The organism is Oceanobacillus sp. FSL W7-1293 (assembly GCF_037969815.1).
Taxonomy (GTDB): Bacteria; Bacillota; Bacilli; order Bacillales; family Amphibacillaceae; genus Oceanobacillus; species Oceanobacillus oncorhynchi.
This window is the reverse complement of record NZ_CP150212.1, coordinates 660314-683359: the sequence shown is the minus strand read 5'-3', so window position 1 is coordinate 683359 and position 23046 is coordinate 660314. Positions and strand designations below refer to the sequence as shown.

At 39.5% G+C, this 23046-nt stretch carries 18 protein-coding genes; 9 read left to right on the top strand and 9 right to left on the bottom strand.

The window, feature by feature from the left end; all coding sequences use genetic code 11:
• Positions 1-266 precede the first annotated feature (266 nt).
• From MKY65_RS03415 to MKY65_RS03375, 9 genes are all read right to left on the bottom strand, one after another.
• Positions 267-1310 (bottom strand): ABC transporter substrate-binding protein, encoded by a 1044-nt coding sequence (locus MKY65_RS03415; protein ID WP_339182405.1) that lies wholly within the window; start codon positions 1308-1310, stop codon positions 267-269.
• Between the two features lie 316 nt (positions 1311-1626).
• Positions 1627-2682 (bottom strand): ABC transporter substrate-binding protein, encoded by a 1056-nt coding sequence (locus MKY65_RS03410; RefSeq protein ID WP_339182403.1) that lies wholly within the window; start codon positions 2680-2682, stop codon positions 1627-1629.
• A gap of 331 nt (positions 2683-3013) precedes the next feature.
• Complete coding sequence (locus tag MKY65_RS03405) at positions 3014-4051, bottom strand: ABC transporter substrate-binding protein (RefSeq protein ID WP_339182402.1); 1038 nt, start codon at positions 4049-4051, stop codon at positions 3014-3016.
• A gap of 32 nt (positions 4052-4083) precedes the next feature.
• On the bottom strand, positions 4084-4866 hold the full coding sequence (locus tag MKY65_RS03400) for an HAD family hydrolase (protein ID WP_339182401.1): 783 nt from the start codon (positions 4864-4866) through the stop codon (positions 4084-4086).
• 216 nt (positions 4867-5082) lie between these two features.
• The gene (locus tag MKY65_RS03395; protein WP_339182400.1) at positions 5083-6117 is read right to left on the bottom strand and encodes an ABC transporter substrate-binding protein; all 1035 of its coding nucleotides are present in this window, start codon (positions 6115-6117) and stop codon (positions 5083-5085) included.
• A gap of 425 nt (positions 6118-6542) precedes the next feature.
• Complete coding sequence (locus MKY65_RS03390) at positions 6543-7802, bottom strand: PTS ascorbate transporter subunit IIC (protein ID WP_339182399.1); 1260 nt, start codon at positions 7800-7802, stop codon at positions 6543-6545.
• Positions 7799-8095 (bottom strand): hypothetical protein, encoded by a 297-nt coding sequence (locus MKY65_RS03385; protein WP_339182397.1) that lies wholly within the window; start codon positions 8093-8095, stop codon positions 7799-7801. The genes MKY65_RS03390 and MKY65_RS03385 overlap by 4 nt, the downstream gene beginning before the upstream one ends.
• Complete coding sequence (locus tag MKY65_RS03380) at positions 8092-10185, bottom strand: BglG family transcription antiterminator (RefSeq protein ID WP_339182396.1); 2094 nt, start codon at positions 10183-10185, stop codon at positions 8092-8094. Before MKY65_RS03380 ends, MKY65_RS03385 begins: the two co-directional genes overlap by 4 nt.
• A gap of 415 nt (positions 10186-10600) precedes the next feature.
• On the bottom strand, positions 10601-11896 hold the full coding sequence (locus MKY65_RS03375; RefSeq protein WP_339182394.1) for a uracil/xanthine transporter: 1296 nt from the start codon (positions 11894-11896) through the stop codon (positions 10601-10603).
• Positions 11897-12158: 262 nt separating this feature from the next.
• On the opposite strand from MKY65_RS03375, the gene MKY65_RS03370 reads away from it, so the two are divergent.
• The 9 genes from MKY65_RS03370 to galT all read left to right on the top strand — a co-directional run bounded on the left by MKY65_RS03370 (position 12159) and on the right by galT (position 23006).
• Complete coding sequence (locus tag MKY65_RS03370; protein ID WP_339182392.1) at positions 12159-13046, top strand: AraC family transcriptional regulator; 888 nt, start codon at positions 12159-12161, stop codon at positions 13044-13046.
• Between the two features lie 228 nt (positions 13047-13274).
• On the top strand, positions 13275-14573 hold the full coding sequence (locus MKY65_RS03365) for an alpha-glucosidase/alpha-galactosidase (RefSeq protein WP_339182390.1): 1299 nt from the start codon (positions 13275-13277) through the stop codon (positions 14571-14573).
• Positions 14574-14758: 185 nt separating this feature from the next.
• On the top strand, positions 14759-15805 hold the full coding sequence (locus MKY65_RS03360; protein WP_339182389.1) for a LacI family DNA-binding transcriptional regulator: 1047 nt from the start codon (positions 14759-14761) through the stop codon (positions 15803-15805).
• Between the two features lie 300 nt (positions 15806-16105).
• Positions 16106-17398 (top strand): extracellular solute-binding protein, encoded by a 1293-nt coding sequence (locus MKY65_RS03355; RefSeq protein WP_339182388.1) that lies wholly within the window; start codon positions 16106-16108, stop codon positions 17396-17398.
• Between the two features lie 35 nt (positions 17399-17433).
• Positions 17434-18330, top strand: a complete 897-nt coding sequence (locus MKY65_RS03350) for a sugar ABC transporter permease (RefSeq protein ID WP_339182387.1) — start codon at positions 17434-17436, stop codon at positions 18328-18330.
• Positions 18330-19160, top strand: coding sequence for a carbohydrate ABC transporter permease (locus tag MKY65_RS03345; RefSeq protein WP_339182385.1), 831 nt, complete (start codon positions 18330-18332; stop codon positions 19158-19160). Before MKY65_RS03350 ends, MKY65_RS03345 begins: the two co-directional genes overlap by 1 nt.
• A 191-nt stretch (positions 19161-19351) precedes the next feature.
• On the top strand, positions 19352-20530 hold the full coding sequence (locus MKY65_RS03340) for a galactokinase (protein ID WP_339182383.1): 1179 nt from the start codon (positions 19352-19354) through the stop codon (positions 20528-20530).
• Positions 20527-21531 (top strand): UDP-glucose 4-epimerase GalE, encoded by a 1005-nt coding sequence (gene galE / locus MKY65_RS03335; RefSeq protein ID WP_339182381.1) that lies wholly within the window; start codon positions 20527-20529, stop codon positions 21529-21531. Before MKY65_RS03340 ends, galE begins: the two co-directional genes overlap by 4 nt.
• A complete protein-coding gene (galT, locus tag MKY65_RS03330) occupies positions 21528-23006 on the top strand; it encodes a UDP-glucose--hexose-1-phosphate uridylyltransferase (protein ID WP_339182379.1) in 1479 nt (492 codons plus the stop codon). Before galE ends, galT begins: the two co-directional genes overlap by 4 nt.
• The last annotated feature ends 40 nt before the right edge of the window (positions 23007-23046 follow it).

Here is a 23046-nt window from a genome sequence, read left to right as displayed (position 1 = left end):
CACCAAATGAATTCCTTTTGAAGCGGTATAGAATTGGTAAGGTAATATAAAATATGTTTTGTAAACTGATTTTATATAAATGTTGGCTAACTTCATCCACTAATAGAATAGATGAAAAAACGATTCTATATACTTTTCTCTATAAATAGTTATTATGAGTTTTGGTTATAACGATTTAATAACATCACGAAAAAGCCGAATAATTCAATTTCTAAAGTAAGAATATTGAATTATTCGGCTTTTCTTGTATAAAATTATTAATTGTTTTAGTTATTCACTTCATTATCCCAGCGTTCAACAATCTCCTGACGGCGTCCACCTGCTTCAACAGGATCTGATTCTATTAAATTAATAGAATCTAAATCAGCAGCCTGTTCAGGTTCAGAAGCATCCGGATGCGTTAAATTATGGAAGTTGTTTGCTGTCTGACCAACCTCTTGAGCTTCAGGACTGACTGCCCAGTCCACAAATTGTTCCGCTAGCTCCGCATTAGGTGCATCATTGATAATCCCAACAGAGCCAATCTCATAACCAGTTCCCTCCTCCGGAAAGCTTAAGATAATATCGTCATAACCTTCTTCAATATATTTCACAATATCATAGGCCAGCAAAATACCTGCGCCAGCTTCATTTAGCCCAACCATTCTTCCTGGAGCTCCACCGCTTGTTGTATACTGTTGTATCTGCTCATCAAGATCATTCATATATTCAAATCCTTCTTCCTCTCCGCCTTTGGCTCGAATAATAGAATCAAGTGTCGTATAAGCGACTCCGGAAGAGTTTGGATGTCCCATTACAATGTCACTTTTATATGCAGGATCAAGTAAATCATCCCAGCTGGCTGGTGCATCTAATCCATTTTCTTCTAAGAAGTGCTTGTTTGTGGCAAAACCAATCGCACCTATGTATACCCCTGTCCAGTAACCTTCTGAATCTCGATATTGTTCTGGTATAGCTTCTGCCTCCGGAGATTGATACGCCTGTAATAAATCCTCTTCTTTTGCTGCCACAAAAGTATCTGCAGCTGAACCATACCAAATGTCTGCTTGCGGATTATTTTTTTCGGCGCGAACTTTAGCTAAAATTTCTCCAGCTGACATACGTATCATCTCCACCTCAATACCTGTTGCTTCTGTAAACTGATTCATCGCTTCCATAGCGTGCTCTTCCGGATAAGCAGAATAAACAGTTAAATTCCCTCCCTGTCCGCTGTTATTTCCTTCATTTTCACTACTGGCATCATTTGAACCGCATGCAGCAAGCAGAAATAAAACAAAAAGCATAAATAATAATTTTATAGATTTCCTCAATGTGATTACCTCCCTTTTCTTCTATATTAAGTTTATGTGTATTCGCTTTAATTTCCAACATCAAATGAATTCCTTTTGAAGCGGTATAGAATTGGTAAGGTCTGGTTACAAGTATATAATTCAAGCTTTATACAATAAAATGAAGTTGAACAGCTATGTTTTATTGAATAAAAAATCCGAACTGCTTCAAAAATCTTTCGTTGATTTGAAGTAGTTCGGATCTTATTTTTGTTTATTTTACCTTCTATAAAATATATGGTTTTGAATAGATTATTAATTTACGTCTTCCTTTTTATTGCTTATACTATTTTATATTTTAGTTATTCACCTCATTATCCCAGCGGTCTAGAATCTCTTGACGGCGCTCTCCTGCTTCTTTCGGATTTGAATCTAATAAATTAATCTCATCTAAATTTGGAGATTGTTCAGGTTGATTTGCATCCGGATGTACAGGACTTTGGAAATTATTTGTCTCTTGCCCTACTTCTTGTGCTCCTGGACCTGCAGCCCAATCAATAAACTCCTGTGCCAATTCTTCATTTGGCGCCCCTTCTATTATTGCAACTGCTCCAACTTCAAAACCTGTACCATCCTCTGGGAATGAAATAACAATATCATCAAACCCTTCTTCTTGAAATTTAACAAGTTCATGTGCAAATGTAATCCCTGCTCCTACCTCATTTAGCCCAACCATTCTTCCTGGTGCTGAACCACTTGTTGTATATTGTTGAACCTGTGGATGAAGTTCTTTCAAATACTCAAACCCTTCCTCATCTCCACCTTTCGCAAGAAGAACGGAATACAATGCTGTATAAGCTGTACCTGATGAATTGGGATGTGGCATAACTAATTCGTTTTCGTAAACTGGATCTAACAGATCATCCCAGCTTGAAGGTGCTTCTAGATTATTTTCATCTAAGAAATTTTGATTCGTTGCAAAACCAATTGCTCCCTCGTAGATACCTGTCCAATAATGTTCAGGATCTTTATATCCCTCTGTAATATCTGCTGCTACCAGTGAATCATATGCATGTAATAAATCTTCCATTTTAGCTGCTTCAAATGTATCCGCTGGACCGCCATACCAAATATCTGCCTGTGGATTATCTCGTTCAGCACGTATCTTTGCTAATATTTCCCCTGCTGACATACGAACCATATCGACACCAATTCCTGTATCTTGTTGGAACCTGTCGATTGCAGCAAGTGCATGATCTTCTTGAAATCCGACATAAACCGTTAACGTTCCGCTTGGACTCTCTTCTTTGTCCGCTCCATCTGCTTCATTTGAATCATCAGAATTATTCGCCCCACATGCAACAAGCAGTAAAATAGCCAATAGGAAAAGCAATAATAGTAATGATTTCTTCAAAATAATCTCCCCCTTTTTTATGTTCTCATTTTATTTGCAACCGCTTACATTAACAACACCAAATATATTCCTTTTGAAACGGCATAGAATTGGCTTGATAATATAAATCATATTTTTATAATCTGATTTTGCATAATTGTTGGCTAACTTCAGTCACTTAAAGTCTAGATAAAAAATGAATTTTCATGCTTTCCTTTTGAAATAGTTATGTTGTCTTTTTTATTATGATTGTAACCGATTAATAAAGTCCGCAAAAAAGCCGAATAAATTCAACTTCAAAAATAAGAATGTTGAACCATTCGACTTTACTCACATAGAACTATGATATGTTTTAATTATTCACTTCATCTTCCCAACGGTCAAGAATCTCCTGACGACGTTCTCCTGCCTCGATTGGATCTGAATCAATTAATTCAATTTCTTCCAAGTCAGCTGCTTCCTCCGGCTCTACCGCATCTGGATGAGTTAAATTATTAAATGCATTTGCTTCCTGGCCCACTTCCTGCGCATTCGCACTTACAGCCCAATCAATAAATTCTTGTGCTAATTCTTCATTTGGAGTACCGTTAATAATCCCGACTCCGCCAACCTCATACCCTGTTCCTTCTTCCGGAAAACTTAAGACAATATTATCAAAGCCTTCTTTTTGGAACTTAATGATATTATGTGAGAATAGAATTCCAGCTCCTACTTCATTCATCCCTACCATTCTCCCTGGAGCTGAACCGCTCGTTGTATATTGCTGGACCTGATCATCCAGCTCTTTCAAATAGTCAAAACCAGCATCATCACTGCCCTTGGCACGAAGAATAGAATAAAGCGCCGTGTACGCCGTACCTGAAGAGCCTGGGTGAGCAACGACTACCATATCTTTATATGCTGGGTCTAATAAATCATCCCAGCTTGCAGGTGCCTCCAAGTTATGTTCATCTAAAAAGTCCTGGCTTGTCGCAAAACCAATAAGGCCTAAATAAATTCCTGTCCAATACCCTTCTTCATCTCGATACTCTTCAGGGATTGCTTCTGCCTCTGGGGATTGATAAGGCTGAAGTAAATCCTCTTCTTTTGCAGCAACAAATGTATCTGCTGGGCCGCCGTACCAAATATCAGCCTGTGGATTTTGCTGCTCGGAGCGAATTTTAGCCAATATTTCTCCTGTAGACATACGAACCATATCAACATCAATTCCCGTATCCTCTGTAAATTGATTAATTGACGCAATGGCATGCTCTTCTTCAAGACCGACATAAACAGTCAATGTACCATCGTTTTCTGCTCCACCTGTTTCTTCTGTATCATCAGAACCGCATGCAGCAAGAATCAATCCTAAAAATAAAAATAGCGGTATTATTTTTTTTGTAGTTTTCATACGATGAATTCCTTCCTTTCATTTTCTTTACTTTAATTCACAACTCCAAGCTTCTTCAGTCCGTTAAAAATGCCATTCTCCTCAACGGTTGTTGTTTGAAAATCTGCATATGGAACAAGCATTGAGTCCGCGTTTCCCATCGCAACACCTGCACCGGCAAATTGCAGCATTTCCTTATCGTTCATTCCATCACCAAAAGCAATCACTTCAGAAGGTGATAGATTCAAATGGGCTATCATTTTTTTAACTGCTTCTCCTTTATTCACGGAAGTACGAATAAGATCATAGGACTCTGTAGAATGTTTGATATTAACTTTAGACAGCTGATAGCCTTCTATTAAACTAAAATCTTCTTTGCTGTCAAACACATTGATTGCCGTTGCAGCTACAATCTGATCAGTAACATCTTCTGTAAACAGTTTAAATTCTCTCATTTGCGAAACTTTACTAAAATAAATAACGTGTGTATCCTCTAAAGAAGTAAAATAATTATTTTCTGTGGTATAAAGTGCAAGCTCACTTTCTCCTTGACTGGAGATAGAAATCATTTTCTCGACATCCTCTTTACGCATCGCAGCTTTAAAAATCATTTCATTCTCGTGCATTGCGTAGGAGCCATTATAAGTGATCGATGAGGTGATTCCAAAGTCATTTTTCAAATTAACAATATCCATTAAAGGTCTGCCTGTACATAGAAATACCTCTATACCTGCTGCTTTTGCCTGCCGAATCGCTTCCTTGGTTGAAGCGTCATAAGTGTGGTCCGGTTTTATAATCGTTCCATCAATATCTAAAAAAATTGCACGATAGCTCATTTTTACCTCCTTTTTAGTCCATGCCTCTAAAAATACAGATGAATTTTTATTCTCGCTTCAAATTATTTCTATACCTTAAGACTATAATCGTTTCATCAAATTCTCCATACCAATTTATTTCCGCTTATAATGGTATGAACTTAGGCTTTGTTCCTTAATATCATCATCTAATTGCTATCCTTGAAAATGTTTACTCTTCACACTTTTCTCATACAGTTATTGATCATAAATTTCATTCTCCCATTTTTGAATAATCTCATCACGTGATTCTGCCGCATCGCTTAAATCAAAATCTATTAAATGATAATCTGAAAGTTCTATAGCTTGTTCCGCATCCGCAGCTTCTGGATGGGTTACATTATTATAGTTTCCAAAATCTTGTGCTGCTTCTTGCCCTGCTGGTCCTAATACCCAGTCAATAAATGCCTCAGCCAATTCAGGGTTAGGAGCATCTGCGATCTTAGCTACTGCAAATAATTCATATCCTGCTCCATCAACCACAGTAGGCTCTAAATTATCAAATCCTTCTTCTATACTTTTAACAGAATTATAGTAGAATAAGATCCCTGCTCCCGCTTCTTCCATTCCCACCATTCTCGCCGGAGCAACCCCGCTAGTTGTATATTGTTGTACTTGTCCATCCAATGCTTCCAAATATTCATAAGCCTCTTCTTCATTATCAAAATACTGCAATATATTATAAAGTACTGTATAAGCCGTACCGGATGAAGCTGGATGAGGCATAACGATTTCCCCTTCATACGCTGGATCAAGTAAATCTTCCCAAGTTGTAGGTGCTTCTAATCCATTGGCATCTAAGAAATTTTGATTTACTACAAAACCTAAAGGATTAACTAACATTCCAGTCCAATATCCTTCTTCGTCCTTGTATTCATCTGAGATATATTCCGATGTAGGCGATACATATGGTTCAAGCAATTCCTCTTCTTTAGCTACTTCAAATGTTTCTGCCGGTCCGCCAAACCAGACATCTGCCTGCGTGTTCGCACTTTCCGCACGAACTCTTGATAGAATTTCCCCAGCAGATAACCGAACCATATCAACTTCAATTCCTGTTTCTTCTGTAAAAAGGTTCATTGTTTCGATAGCACGCTCTTCATCCGAACCAGCATAAACCGTTATTTTACCTTCTAACTTATCATCTGGCTCATCACTAGAATCGTCACTTCCACAAGCGGCTAGTATACTTACGATTAATAATAGAGATAACCTCCAAATACTTTTTCTCATTACGTCCCCCCTCCCTATATATTCTTTAAATATTGTTTTAATATGTATTCTTTGTTTAGAATAGCAGTCTATTAAATGGTTTATTGCTACAGGATTATGCTAAAAGCCAAAGCTTCAGTTACCTCATACCTTTACTTCCAATAACCTATCCACTCTTCCGCTCTAGCCATTAAATTAACTCCCTTGTTTTTCATTACTTCCTTATATTATGTATATAACTCTATATGTACACGCTTACACTATCAATAGTAATTAATTTCCTTTTCAAATGGCAGTAAATTGGTATTGAATATTTACTATAGACTATGTAATTTAAAATAGATGCCTTAAGGTATACAAAACAAAAAATCCTCTTTTATTATGCAGGTTAGAAATTTTCATCATTTTTCTCTGCTTAATAGAAGAGGACATATTAAATTCAGTTATTACTGCACCAGCCACCCAATCAAAATCCCAATCAACTGCAAATCCGTATCTCCAAACGTCGTCCGCGTATAACCTAAATCCCGCAAATAACTTAACAATGGAATCGGCAAAATAGTAATAACCATCCCATGCACGATACTCATACAAACCAGCGCCTTGATTCCCCGTAGCTTATAAGCAATTACCCCTGCAGCACCGCCGGAGAAGAAATGTGGGATAACGCCTGGAATAATAATCGTATACTGCACTGCGGCCATGCCAAACATTACACCAAGTCCGCCCAAAAAGCTGAGGATAAATCCAACCATTGCAGCTAATGGAGCGTAATTAAATAATACCGGCGCATCTAACGCTGGAACGGAGCCTTTGATCCATCTGCTTGAGACTCCTTCAAACGCCGGCAGAATTTCTGCAATCATCATCCGTACACCCGTCAGAATACAGTACATTCCAGCTGTAAACCACAAAGATTGCACAATCACAAAAATGATAAAATTTTGATCATTAAACAAGTATTGAATTGCATCTCTTTGCGCAAAAATAGCCGCAATAAAAAAGAGCAGAAATGAAAATATACTAATGATCAGCACATGATCATACATAAAAGGCTCCAGTTTTCGGATGAATTTCGGAAAATCTGCTTTTTCTTCTTTTCTTTTAAAAAGACTGGTGCTTAACATACCTGTCATAAAGTAGCCAACACTATTAAAATGACCAATCGCAATCGAGTCATCCCCTGTCACACGTTTGACAAACGGCTGAACCAGCGCAGGCATGCAGGACATCATCAGCGCTAACACGAAGCCGCCGAAAATATACAGCCACCAGCCATATTGCGAAGCATGTAAAACAGCAACAATCACTGCGGACATAAAAAGGACCTGATGTCCTGACAAAAAGACATACTTCAATCTTGTAAAGCGTGCTATTAATAGGTGCCCGACCATTCCAATCGAGATGGTTATCGCAATTTCTCTTCCGTAATTAATCTGTACTAATGCCGTTATCGCTTCATTATGCGGAATCATGCCAATCATATTAAAGCTGTCTTGAATCATCACTGCTAAATTGGAAAGGGACACATTGGCAGCAGATGCTCCTATCTGTAACAATGTCACCCCTACCATCACTTTCACGGTTCCGCTGAGGACCCGAAAAAAGCCTGCTCTGGCAAGTAATAACCCAATACATGTTATCGCTCCTAATAAAATCGCAGGCTCCCCGATAAACCCTCTTGTAAAACTTTCAAAGATATTCATACACGTTCACGCCACCGCTTCACAGTATCCGCATTTTCCAAGCTTTCTTTTACTAAGGCTCTATCTGCAATAAAGGAAAGTCCAAGAATTTCTGTTTCTTTTACCTGCAAATGCTGTACCACCTGCTTTGCCCCGATAATCAAATCTGCTTTCATGAAGGAGGCGGCACTTACATCCGATTGTTCCACAATGACGTCATCTAATTCCCATTCTTGAAAATGCTGTTTTACTTGAAGCTTTAAAACAAGGCTTGTCCCTAAACCGCCTGAACAAACAACTAGCACTTTTTTCATTTGCTACCCTCCTCGTACTCCAACATCCATTTCCATACCACGTCGATATTTCTTTCATGGCGCAGCTTGTCTAATAACTCCTTCGAATTAACAACCTCCAGCATCATCTCCACTGCAGTGACATGCTGGATTTTATCTTTGGCAGCAAGCAAAATAATCCACCATACTTTTTCCTCTGTTCCGCCGAAAGAAATCGGTTCCTCCAACGTCATAAAAGCAAAACCCGTTTTCTTAATCGCTGTACTGCTTAAATGAGGAAAAGCAACGCCTGGCGCCACGATAAAATGATGCTCCTGTTCATTGATGATTTGAGCCACTTCCGTTTCATATGTATGCTCCACGACATCTTGTTTTACTAAAGATTGATTCAATATAGATAATGCTTCTCTCCAATCAGAGACTTTTTCTCTTAAATGGATACACGAAGGCGCCGTTAATGAAGTAACCTCCGAACTCATTGCCCCTTGATTCCCGCTGAAATACCGGTATAAATCATTGAACAATTCTCCCTCATTCAACACCACCGTGTGCTTTTTAATAGACTGATAGATAGTCATTACTGTCTCGACAATCGGCAATTCGGTGTTTGCCTGATAGGTTCCTCTTCCAATAATCCGCTCCAGATTTTGCTGATCAGCTATCGACAATAACGGATTTACTTTCACATGATTGACTTGCAGCTGCTGGGTAAATGGAACTGTTGTAACAATCAAATCAGCATCTTTATCTGTCAGCCCATACGCCTCCTTTACGGAAAATTGCCCTGTTATAAATACTTGCGGGAACAGTCTTCTTACTGTCCGTTCAAGCAGTCTGGATGTTCCGAGGCCGGAGCTGCAGACAATCGCAATTCGTTTACTCGGCAGAAACGGTTCCTGCTCTAATCCGGCACATAAGTGTACTACAATAAAACCAATCTCATGTCTATGAAGTGTCGTTAAACCCCAATGCGGATTTTTTTCAATAAACGCTTTTACTTGTTCAATATATTTACGATACTCTTTTTCCAGATTATCAAAATAAGGATTATCAATGTGAATATGATACTTCATGCGATACATCGCTGATTGCAAGTGCGTCGACAGACCAATAATAATATTCTCCCGATTGCTTAAACGAAAGCGGTTCGTCTGCTCGAAGGTCTCTACAATCTCCCGCGACAGGGACTGGCACTTCAGCCAATAATCTCCTTCTCCGCTTAAACGTCTCGCCCCCAGCAGATGCATGGATATGTAAGCTAATTCATTGGAGAGCTGAAGCGACGCATCTTCCAAGCCCATTAACCGCCTAAATTGTTCTCTTACTGTGTTAAATTTCTCATCCTCAAAAATTTTTAATTCATCATCTTTATCAAAGTCTGCAATAAATTGCCCCGATTGGATTCTTTTCCATTGAACAGCGCAATTCAGAAACAGCTCGTATTTACTCGCATCAATAAAAGCGATCCCGCTTAGCTCCTCTACCTGCTCAATCCAAGATGCAATCCCATGAACATCCACATCTGCGATCATATCTTCTAAATCCGTTTCATTCATGGGAGCGGAGATTTGCCTTGTTACATACAGCTCCAGTATCTCCTCCTCTGTCCACTGTTCTTTCAAAAAATCTAAAAATAACATGCGTTTATTATTCTCTTCCCCAACCAGCGAAATTTGTTTATTCTCTCTGGACAGCATTAAATGATAATCTTCCATTTCCGTCTTTAACTGATTATAATCATTCTGGAGCGTATTCATACTGATCTGGTAATCCTCACATAATTCTTCCACATGGATAGATGGATTTAGTAATAGAAGCTTTTGCATATCTTGCCGGCGCTGTACTGCACTTAAATAATCCTTCTGCTTGTACATTGCCTCCTGAAGCACCTGCTTCTGCTTCTCTCCTAAAATCAGCCGCGCCCCGTACTTGCGATGTCTCTCCAGGCTAAACCCTGCGCCAATATCCATTAGCCACGTCTCGATTTCAAGTAAATCCTGCCGAATCGTCCGCGGCGAAAGCTGATAGGCTTTATTCAAGTCAGCTAAGGAAACAAACGCTTCTTCTTCAATTAATCGTTCTAAAATTTTCTTTTGTCTGGATGAAAGCATGTTATCCCCTCCACATCACCGAAACCATTCCAGCTCCTATGTACATTTGATTTAAAATTCCGAAAAAAATAAAGAGATAATCTCGAAAATAAAATGAAACCCCTATCATTATTTTTGATAGTATATCATTTTTCGACAAGGAAATCTATATGATAACTTTTAAGTCAGAATGGTTTATACCTGGTGTGAAAGTGCCTGGGAAATAGGATTGCTATCATTAAAATCCCTCCTGAATAAGCTATTAAGTTGAATAGTTTATGCTGCTATCCCATGCTGTCCGCTAGAAACATGGCTTTTGTAAACATTATTTTCTTAAACAAAGAAGCTGTCTTCCCATACAAACCATTCAGTTAGCGACAGCTCCTTAAAAAACATCCATTGATTCAGTAACCGCTCCTTTATCTATCGTTCGTCCTTATGTCCGATTCCAATCAAATCCATTCTCAAGTATAAGTGCTAAAATAATACCTACTAATAACCCGCTGCTTAACAATGGGCGAAGAAAGTCAGGCAAGGTATCGAAATAAGCAGCAGGGAAGGTCATAATGATGATACCGACAAATAAGGGAACAGCCGACCGGTAAATATTGAGCGTATTAAATTCAACCTGACGAAAGAAACTTAAAGATGAATTGAACAGCTGTAAATAAGAAACAAATAATACTGCACTGCCTATACTCAGCGGCAGCATAGAAAAAAAGTGCCCGATTGGCGGAATAATGCCCATTAAGAAGAACATGAAACTGCCGAGAATAAAAGGTAACCGCCTAATGATCCCTGTCTGATTCAAAAAACCAATGGAAGAGACATACGGCGCATACGGGACAAGTCCAAGCACCCCGGACAGCCCGGTAAAAATCCCTGTTATCGTAAATGAGGAACGATATTGGGAATTTGTTGTCTCTGCACGATAGATACTATCCGTCCCTTTTAACGCTCCAAACGTATTCGCTGTATTCAGCAGCCCTGCTAACACTGTTGTTATAATAATTCCCGTATCCCACGTTGGTTTACCAAGCGGGAATAATGCCATACTTGAAGAAGCTGTTTGACTAACCGCTTCCTGTTGCCCAAAAGTGAGATTAAATGCAATCCACCCAATAACTATTCCAATTAGTAAGCCATAGCGTCTAATGCCTGCTGGAGCTTTGATACTAATAATAGCCACAATGATTGCAATGACAATAGACAACAGGGAAATAGCTAAATCGATTTGAGCATTTTCGGCTTCGTTTCCAAAAGGAATGCCCAGCATACCCTTTAAAAATATCCCGATTAATTGGCATCCAAATAAAAACATAAATACTCCCATAACAGCCGGGTTAAATAATTTAGCAATATAAGGTCCTGCTCCGCTCACACCAATAATCACTGTGAGAATCCCAGAAATAATAATGCCTGCTGTCAAACTTCCTCCAAGCACATCTAAAGGCATTCCTTGTGCCGCAGCAGTAGAAGTCAGCGTTAAGATAACGCCCCACCAAAGCCCTGATTGCCCTTCCATTATCGCCCGTTTATGGCCGACCAAAGCCTGTACCATACACGCAATTCCCGTCACAATAAATGATAATTGAAGTAAGCTGGCAATTCTTTCTTGGGAAAGCTCAAAAGCCGCACCAACTGTGATTGGAATCACAACAATATTTGTAAAAATAAAAAAGAGCCATTGAAGACCCGAAAACCAATTGCTTGATTTTAATAACTCCTTCATCCTTAAGTCCTGCCTTTCCTGCATTAAATAAAGCAACTCTTATCCATATCCTTTTTACCGATTGCTTGGTTATACTCTTAACCCTATCAGAAATGGGTTCTTTTTTCATTAGACTATCATCATTTATTACCTATCTTTCACAGTTACTTGGCAGATAAATATAAGTTATTTCGTTTTTTCTCTGAACAAGAGATTTGCCAGTCACTTATCCTCCAGTAAAACAACCCATGTTACAATGTAAAAAAATGAAGGAGGTATTTCCTTGTATAAAGATATCAGCCACAACTCATATGGATTTCGTTTTCAAAGAGCTTATCAAGATAACGTAGCAGATCTGCATGCGATTGGCTTCGAACATCATCAAAACCCCGCTGATTACAGCTGGCATGGGCTGGAAAGAGGTGAAAAGGATATTATTATCTTTCAATATACGCTGCATGGGAACGGTGCACTATCCGTCGGGGATACCACGCATGAATTAACAAAAGGAGATGCTTTCTTTATTGATGTTCCGAGCGATCATCGGTATTATCTTCCTGCTGATGCAGCGGAATGGGAATTTATTTTCTTTACCATCACTGGGGCAGAGGCAACGAAGTTATATCAGCAAATAACGAAAAAGCATGGTCATTTATTCCAAATGTCCATTCATTCAAGCCCCGTTAATTATATTTTTAATACCTTAAAGAGAATAGAAACGGCAGGGATTTCTCATGGCTACGAGGCTTCCTCCTGCGCCTATTCTTTTCTTATGGAATTTCTCGGATACTTAGAATATAACCAGCAGCAATCTAAAGCAATCCCTCCTTCTATCTCGAAGGCAATCGACTTTATAGAAAATCATTATAGTGAAGATGTTACATTAGATGAAATCGTCAGCGTATCCGGCTTATCCAAATATTATTTCACACGCCAATTTGTAAAGTCTATAAATGAGACGCCGATCCGTTACCTGACAAAAATCAGAATGAAAAAGGCGCTTCACTTATTGATTACTGAAAAGAAAAGTATCGAGGATATTGCAAAAGAAGTCGGGTATACATCCAGTAATTATTTTAGTAAAGTTTTTAAGCAAACCATCGGAGAAACCCCAAGTAATTACCGGCAAAATACAGATATCATGCCAGTTAACCAGTTATTCACCGATTAACAAAGAGCAATATATTACTCATTTTCAATTTATTTTACGATTGAAAACGCTTTATGCATCTATTAATATGTACATAAGCAATAGCAATTTAATCGTACTCAAAAAGAGACCTTGTTTCTTTTTTTACTCTTTTTCAGTAAAACTATTTACTAAAAAGAAGCAAATATGGATTCATCAGAAAGACATTCTCATATTACATTTTGATTCTACTTTAGGAGGAAATAGCTTATGTCCAAAATTACATTTTTAGGTGCGGGAAGTACCGTTTTCGCAAAGAACGTATTAGGTGACTGCATGACAGTCGATGCGTTGCAGGATTTTGAATTTGCTTTATTTGATATAAACGAAGAACGGCTTCAAGATTCTGAAATGATGTTAAATAACCTGAAGAAAAGCTTGAATGCTACAGTTACGGTAAAAGCGTATCAGGATCGTAAAGAAGCATTACGTGGCGCAAAATATGTCATTAATGCGATTCAGGTAGGCGGTTATGATCCTGCTACCATCACAGATTTCGAAATCCCGAAAAAATATGGATTGCGTCAGACCATTGCAGACACCTTAGGGATCGGAGGAATCTTCCGTAACTTAAGAACCATCCCTGTCATGCAGGAATTTGCACGTGATATCAAAGAAGTTTGCCCGGATGCCTGGTTCCTTAATTATACGAATCCGATGGCTGTTCTAACGAATATCATGCTGAAGGAAGGCATTAAAACAGTCGGACTTTGTCACAGCGTACAGGTTTGTGCAAGAGATCTGCTGGAGTCTTTAGAAATGCCGACAGAGGATGTGCAATGGAAAATCGCCGGTATTAATCATATGGCCTGGCTGTTAGAAATCACGCGGCACGGTGAAGACCTCTATCCGGAAATTAAGAAACGTGCGAAAGAGAAGCAAAAAGAAAAGCATGATGATATGGTTCGCTTTGAATTAATGGATAAATTCGGCTATTATATTACAGAATCTTCTGAACATAACGCCGAATATCATCCATACTTTATTAAGAGTCAATATCCTGAATTAATCGAACAATTTAACATTCCATTGGATGAGTATCCTCGCCGTTGTGTGAATCAGATTGAAGATTGGAAAAAAATGCGTGATGACTTAGTAAACGACCAAAACCTGACACATGAGCGCTCTCGCGAATATGGCTCTTATATTATTGAAGCGATGGAGACAGACAAGCCATTTAAAATTGGCGGAAATGTATTAAATACAGGACGTTTGATCAGCAACCTGCCGGAGAATGCAGTCGTGGAAGTGCCTTGCTTAGTAGATGCAAGCGGGATTGCACCAACGTATGTAGGTGATTTGCCGGAACAGCTCGCTGCATTAAACCGGACGAATATCAATACTCAATTATTAACCGTAGAAGCTGCGTTAACGAGAAAGAAAGAAAAAATCTATCAAGCTGCAATGCTGGATCCGCATACATCCGCGGAACTATCCATGGATGACATTATCTCATTATGTGATGATTTGATTGAAGCGCATGGAGATTGGCTTCCAGCGTATGAATAACTTAGATTCCCTCTCCTTGCTAAGGTAAGGAGAGGGAGTCACAAAAGCTTTCGTGTAGTATACGGACTTTTCCATCAACATCAAAGAACGCTTTTTTCTATTTGTATTCCACCATATTGAAAGCGTTTTACTCACCTGATAGTATATTAGCATAGTAAAGTTTAGTAAAAAAAGGTGGGGAACCTATGGCAACAATCAAAGATATCGCAAGTAAATCAAATGTCTCTATTACAACTGTATCAAGAGTATTAAACCATGACACATCCTTATCTGTAACGGAAGAAACACGCCAGCGGATTATCGAGGTAGCTAATCAATTAAATTATCAAACGATTCGCGGCAGAAAAAAACAGCTTCAAAACTCTAGTCCGACGTATAAATTTGGGATACTGATGTGTCAGTCCCTTGAAGAAGAATTGAGTGATCCGTATTTCTTATCAATCCGACATGGTATTGAAAGTCAATGCCATCATTTTAATATCGAGGTCACGGAAGTTTATCGCATGAGTAATTTCCATTTGAATCAGCTGAATGTTCATCTGGATGGTCTCATTATTGCTGGAAAAATCGATGAAGGCCTTGTAGATACAATCCATGAGCAAATCAAGCACCTGGTCTTTGTCGACCATTCTCCGGATGAAAATCGTTTTGATTCTATTGTTATTGATTTTGAGAAATCCACTTGGATTGCTTTGGAGCATCTATTCTCTCTAGGTTATACCAATATTGGATATATCGGCGGGATGCAAGGAAAACATATCAAAGCCAATGAAAAGCGGGAGATAGATGATGAACGCTATGTATTTTTCACAAAGAAAATGAAGGAACTGGATAAATATAATGATGATCATATATTTGTAGGAGAATTTACGATGTCTGATGGCTACCATTTAATGAAAAAAGCCATTCAAAAAGGAAATTTACCGGAGGCGTATTTTATTGCGAGCGACCCGATGGCAGTAGGTGCATTAAGAGCTTTACAGGAAGCAGCAATAAAAGTCCCTGAAGATGTCGCTATTGTCAGCTTTGATAATGTAGAAATGGCCCAATTTTCCAGCTGTCCGTTGTCAACCGTTCATGTTCCAACAGATACGATGGGAAAAACAAGCGTAAAGCTGCTGCTGGACCGGTTACAGGGCAGAGACATTCCATTGAAAGTGAATGTCCCTACCACATTTGTGCAACGGGAAAGCTGCGGCGCAATAGCAAAAACACGGCATGTTCCAAACTAGCTTTCGATAGATTAAGGAAACCTATTTTTCTATCAAGAGGTATTTTTTCAAAATTTGTTAGAAAACTTGGTTGTCACCAAGCCTTTAGGTGACAACCTTAGTTACACTTATGCAGTAAGAAAGTTTATACTTTCTTACCTGCTAAAAAAGCAATAGACCTAAAATCGTTTTTGGCGGAACAGCTCTAGGTCTATCGATAGCATACTAATAGCAAGCGTACGCTATTTCATCTATTATAGGAAATATTTCGTACTCCTTGCAACTGTACCGATTCAAATTACTGATAAAAGGAGTATCCTTATGCGATTATGTCTTAAAACATTATTGTTGTTGATGCTGACCGGCCTTATTATAGCAGGCTGTTCGAATGATGACGCTGAAAATGAAACCGATTCGGAGGAGAGTACGCAACCAGGGAACCAAGTAACGTTAACCTTTTTCTCTACTGTATCTAATGAAGCAGAGCAAGAAGCGATGCAGAGCGTTGTCAACGATTTTGAAGCAGAATATCCGGATATCAATATTAATTTAAATATGCCGGGACAAGACTATGAAAGTCAGCTTAGAATTCGAATGGCAGCAAATGATTTGCCTGATTTATTTGATACGCATGGCTGGGCCCAGAACAGATATGGAGAATATACCATGGATTTGCGCGACATGGACTGGGTAGACGACATGGACCCTACACTGGAACAAAACTTTGTAGATGAAGACGGCAAGGTATATGCCTATCCGCTCAATCAAGCGATGGATGGTTTAACTTATAATAAAGAGATTCTTGATGCGTACGATATTGAAGTACCAGAAACATTTGATGAATTTATGGAAGCTTTAGAAACAGTAAAAGAAAAAAGCAACGGAGAAATTGCACCATTCTGGTTCGAAGGTTCAAATGAAGGTGCCTTTGGCCAGTACTATGATCAATTTGCCAGTCCATTGCTTATCACCCATCCTGACCATGATTACAGTGAAGAATTACTAGATGGCAGTTTTGATTGGGAACCTTATGATTACTTATCTGAAAAATTATTAGAAATGCAGGAAAAAGAGTTATTAAATGTAGATGTGCTCACAGCCAGACCATATGAAAAAAACCAACTGCTTGCTCAGGGCAAAATTGCTTTTGTCATGCAAACGGTACCTATCCATGTGATTCAAGAGTTAAATCCGGATATCGAACTGGGCATCATGCCTGTACCGGCTATCCATGAAGGAGATGACCCAACCTGGATTGGCGGCGAACGCCATACGGCTGCCATCTGGAAGGATACAGCGCATCCCGAGGAGGCAAAAAAGTTTATTGAATTTTTAGCCAGACCTGAGAATGTAAAAGCTGTTGCAGAGGGAACTTCTTTAGCAGCAGGACTTACCAATGCTACTGCAGATATCTATTACCAAGGATATTATGAGCAATATGATGACATTTTGGTAGAGCCTTATTTTGATCGGGCTTATTTGCCAAATGGCATGTGGAAACCGCTGGGAATGAGTGGACAAGAATTATTATCGGGCGCCCTTTCTCCTGAAGGTGTCTCTCAAAAAATGAAAAATGAATATTTACGTTTACTGGAACAAGCAGGAATGGAGTAAATAAAACAAGTTGTTTCAATAGGAGTTGAATTTGTATGGCAGTAAGTGCAAAAAAAATAGGAAAATCAAAACAAAATTCATCCCTTTGGTGGATGTATTTACCGGCCCTCCTGTTTGTTGTCTTTTTTATTGTATATCCGTTCTTAAACGGGATTCGTATTTCATTTACAAACTGGAATGGCTTTTCACAAACTTCGGACTTTATAGGGCTTAGACAATATACAAGAATGTTGTCCGATCCAGATACCTGGACGGTTGTCCGCAATACATTGATATATGGTATTGGCAGTACCATTTTTCAAAATATTCTTGGGCTTGCCTACGCTTTATTATTAAATCAAAGCATTCATTTTAAAGCCCTTACACGAACCATTGTTTATCTGCCTGTCATTATCAGTCCGCTGATTATGGGGTATATATGGTACTTCTTCTTTTCCTATCAAGGAGGAGCTTTAAACGATGTCCTGATCGGATTAGGTTTGGAAAGAATCAATGTTTTAGGCAATGTAGATATAAACATATGGATTATTGTTTTCGTGAACACGTTCCAATTCGTAGGTATCGCAATGATTATCTACTTGGCAGGACTGCAAAGTGTATCCAGAGACTTTTATGAAGCAGCAGAAATTGACGGGGCTTCTTCCTTCCAGAAGTTCAAGAATATTACATTTCCTTTATTGATGCCGTCCATTACCATTAATATGGTTCTTAATATTATCGGCGGTCTCAAACTATTTGATGTTATTATTTCCTTAACGGGCGGCGGTCCCGGAAATTCATCACAATCGATGTCTACGTTTATGTACGATTTATATTTCGCAAGAGAAGATGCCGGTTATGCTGCTACACAAGGTGTGCTGATGATGGTCATTATTCTCATCCTGAGTTTATCCGCATTGATTTATTTCCGACGTAAGGAGGTTGAAGCATAATGGATTATAGTTCAAATAGAAAAAAGATTGCTTTATCGACACTCGCCTTATTCATAACAGTGCTTCATTTTCTTCCTTTTTATGTGCTAATCACCACTGCGCTGAAGGAAAAAAGTGACTTCAGTTCGAAGTGGGTCTTCCCTTTCGATATTAGCTGGTCTAATTTCAGGGAAGCCTGGGAGGCTGCAAATTTAGGGAATGCCCTGTTAAATACAGGTATCATCACATTTTTTGCTGCAGCCATATTGATCATTGTCGGTTCTTTGGCCGCCTATCCATTGGCACGCAGACAGACAAAGCTGAATCGATTTATGTATATGTTTTTTATCGCTATTATGGTCGTGCCGCCTTTGGCTGCGTTAGTGCCACTGTATCAATTAGTAGTCAACTTAGGTTTAATGAATACACATCAAGTGGCTATATTTAATAATGTTGCTTCTTTTCTTCCTTTGACCATCTTTTTATATGCCGGATTTATCCGGTCGACCATTCCAAAGTCATTGGAAGAAGCGGCTAGAATCGATGGAGCAGGGACATTTCGGATTTTCTTTCAAATTGTGTTTCCGTTATTAAAACCAATCACTGCTTCGATTCTGATTATTGCTTGTGTGTATATTTGGAATGACTATCAATTTGCTATTTTCTTCCTTCAGGATGAGTCTGTCCAAACCATGACGGTTGCTTTATCCAAATTCTTTGGAGAAAATGCAAATAACTTAAACTTAGTTGCAGCCGCTGCAATTATTGCTACCTTACCAATGGCAATCCTGTTCCTTCTTCTGCAAAAACACTTTGTACAAGGACTTGCAGCAGGATCGGTAAAAGAATGAAAGAAAGCTTCTTGCGATAATTTCTATCGTAGGGAGCTTTCTTCGGGATATCTATTTTCATTTGATGAATTTTTTAATAGAAACATTTGCAGAATAGGAGGAAAAACTATAAAATGAACTTAGTTAATTAAATTAATAAAGTTGCAATATGGATAAGCATACCAATAAAAAATACAAATCAGGAGGTCCTTATGACAAATCTAACCCAAGCATTTCACCAGATTTTTGATACATCCGAAGCCCCTCGCCGCTTTTTCGCCCCTGGGCGAATCAATCTCATTGGTGAACATACGGATTATAACGGCGGTTATGTCCTGCCTGCTTCTATCTCATTTGGAACGTACGCACTTGCCAGAAAAAGAAATGATCAAAAATTACGTTTCTATTCTTTAAACGCTTCTGAAAACGGAATAATAGAATGTGACCTCGATCATCTTTCTTACCAGAAGGCGCACGGCTGGGCGAATTATCCAAAAGGAATGGTCCAATATATGAAACAAGAAGGCTATGCGATCACGTCCGGTGCAGATATCTTATTTTATGGAAATATCCCAAATGGTGCCGGTCTTTCTTCCTCCGCTTCTTTAGAATTAGCGACCGGTGTATTACTGGAAGGACTTTTTAATTTGGAAATAGACCGGCTTCAGCTGATTCAAATCGGGCAAAAAGTAGAAAATAATTATATTGGGGTCAACAGCGGAATTATGGATCAGTTTGCTGTCGGGATGGGAAAAACAAATCACGCCATTCTCTTAAACTGCCAAACACTGGAATACAGCTATGCACCAATGCATTTACAGGATTATGAGATTATCATTATCAACACCAATAAACAGCGGTCCTTGGCGGATTCTAAATACAATGAACGGTTTGCGCAATGCCGGCAAGCGCTCCAGGATTTGCAAAAGGAGCTTTCCATCCAGCATCTTGGTGAATTATCGATGGAACAATTTGAAGCAACAAAACACCTGATCACAGATCCAGTCCATCAAAAAAGGGCTAAACACATTGTATATGAGAATGCGCGGACACTGGAAGCATTAGAAAAACTGCGTAACGGCGACTTACATGCTTTTGGCCAGCTCATGAATGCATCGCATCTTTCGCTCCAATCGGATTATGAGGTGACTGGAATCGAATTAGATACGATTGCAGCTGCGGCTTGGGAACAGGAGGGTGTCATTGGTGCACGTATGACCGGCGCCGGATTTGGAGGATGTGCCATCGCTATTGTCCATCAGGATGCAGTAACGGACTTCAAACATCATATCAAGCAAATTTATCAGGACAAAATCGGCTATGAACCAACATTTTACACTGCTTCTATTGCAGATGGCGCTAAAGAAGTAACCGAGGAGGAGATAAAATGAGCATACTCGTTTTAGGCGGAGCTGGATATATCGGCTCTCACGCCGTCTACCAATTAATCGACCGCGGCGAGCATGTCGTCGTCGTGGATAGTCTGGAAACAGGACATCAAGAAGCCATCCACCCTGACACTTCTTTTTATCAAGGGGATATCCGGGATATCGATTTTTTACGTAGCGTCTTTGCAAAAGAATCGATTGATGCCGTTGTTCATTTTGCAGCCAATTCACTCGTTGGGGAATCCATGGAAAACCCGCTTAAATACTTTGATAACAACGTTTACGGTACGCAGGTGCTGCTCCAGGCCATGGTAGAATTCGGAGTGGATAAAATCGTCTTTTCTTCCACTGCCGCTACGTATGGAGAACCGGAAACGATTCCGATAACGGAAAAATCACCTGCCAATCCAACCAATGCTTATGGAGAAACCAAGCTGACAATGGAAAAGCTCATGAAATGGACAGAACATGCACATGGCATCCGTTATGTTTCCTTACGCTATTTTAATGTAGCCGGAGCAAGAGAGACAGCAGAAATCGGTGAAGACCACTCTCCCGAAACGCATCTGATTCCCATTATTTTAGAGACAGCTCTTGGGCAGCGCGAAGCAATCACTATATTCGGAGACGACTACGATACACCGGATGGTACCTGCATACGAGATTATATCCATGTCGAGGATCTTATTCAAGCGCATCTTCTGGCATTAGATTATTTAAAAGAAAACGGGCAAAGCGATATTTTCAATCTCGGAAGCAGTCAAGGATTTTCTGTGAAGGAAATGATTGAAGCTGCTCGTAAAGTAACTGGAAAAGCAATTCCTTCCCAAATCAGCAGCCGTCGTGCCGGAGATCCGAGTGTCCTTATTGCCAGCTCTGATAAAGCAAAGGAAATATTGCATTGGCAGCCTTCCCGCACCTCGATCGAGAAAATTATAGCAGACGCATGGAAATGGCACAGCAGTAATCCAAACGGCTATGCAGGAGGAGACGATTTAAAATGATTTACCATGATATCCAAGGATTAATCAACAAAGCGATAGAAAAAGAATTAATCGAAGGCTCCGATGAAATTTATGCACGAAATCAAGTCATGTCCTTGCTAAAAATAGCGGACTTTCCGGATCAGACTGTAGAGCCGACAGAAGATTCCATCCCTAACCTGGTTGATAAACTCGTAGACTACGCGGTAGAAAATCACATCATTGAGGACGTTTTTGACGCGAAGGAAATCCTATCCGCTAATGTGATGAATTGCTTTGTCGCCCGCCCTTCTGTTGTGAATGCTATTTTTAAAGAAAAATATGCAGCATCACCAAAAGCAGCGACGGATTATTTCTATGCCTTAAGCAGAAATAATAATTATATCCAGATGAACCGCATCCGTAAAAATATTCATTTTAAAGCGGAAACAGCCTATGGCCATCTTGATATTACCATCAACCTGTCCAAACCTGAAAAAGATCCGGAGCAAATCAAAAGAGAACGGGCGCTTAAGCAGACGATTTCCTACCCTAAATGTCTCTTATGTATTGAAAATGAGGGATATGCCGGACGGACCGGTTATCCGGCAAGAGCAAATCATCGTGTGATCAAGGTTCCGTTAGGAGATGAAAACTGGTATTTTCAGTATTCGCCTTATGTTTATTACAACGAGCACAGTATTTTGCTCGCAGAAGAGCATCGAGATATGAAAATCAATAAGCAGGCATTTGAACACCTGGTTACGTTTACGGAGAAGTTTCCGCATTACTTTATTGGTTCCAATGCAGATTTGCCCATTGTCGGGGGCTCTATTTTAAGCCATGACCATTATCAGGCTGGAAATTATGAATTCGCGATGACGCATGCTGAAAATGCTTTTTCATTTGCGATTCCAGACTTCGATCATGTCTCAGCAGCCGTGTTAAAATGGCCATTATCTGTGATTAGGCTGCAGAGCGAGGATAAATCATCCTTGCTTGAAGCTGCCGATCATATTCTGCAAACATGGAAAAATTATTCAGATGAACAAGCAGCAATTCGCGCATTTACGGATGATACACCGCATAATACCATTACTCCAATTGCCAGAATGCGCGAAGGCAGCTATGAACTGGACCTGGTATTACGCAATAACCGGACATCCAGCGACTATCCGCTGGGGATTTTCCATCCGCATGCAGATGTCCATCATATTAAAAAAGAAAATATTGGCCTGATTGAAGTCATGGGGCTTGCCGTTCTGCCGGCAAGGTTAAAGGATGAATTGCAGGAGATTAAAAATGATTTATGCGGAAAGCCAAGTAATATCGCTGACTACCATCAGGAATGGAGCCATCAAATAAAAGATAAATACGGTACGGCTTCCAGCGAGGAGCAGGCAAAAGATATATTGCAGCAGGAACTCGGCTTGAAATTCAAGCGGGTGCTGGAAGACGCCGGGGTATTTAAAGAAAAAGCTGCGTTTGACAGGTTTATTGCGGCATTGGATAAGTAAAGAATGGATATAAAAAGCGGACTGCTGATAAAATGCAGTC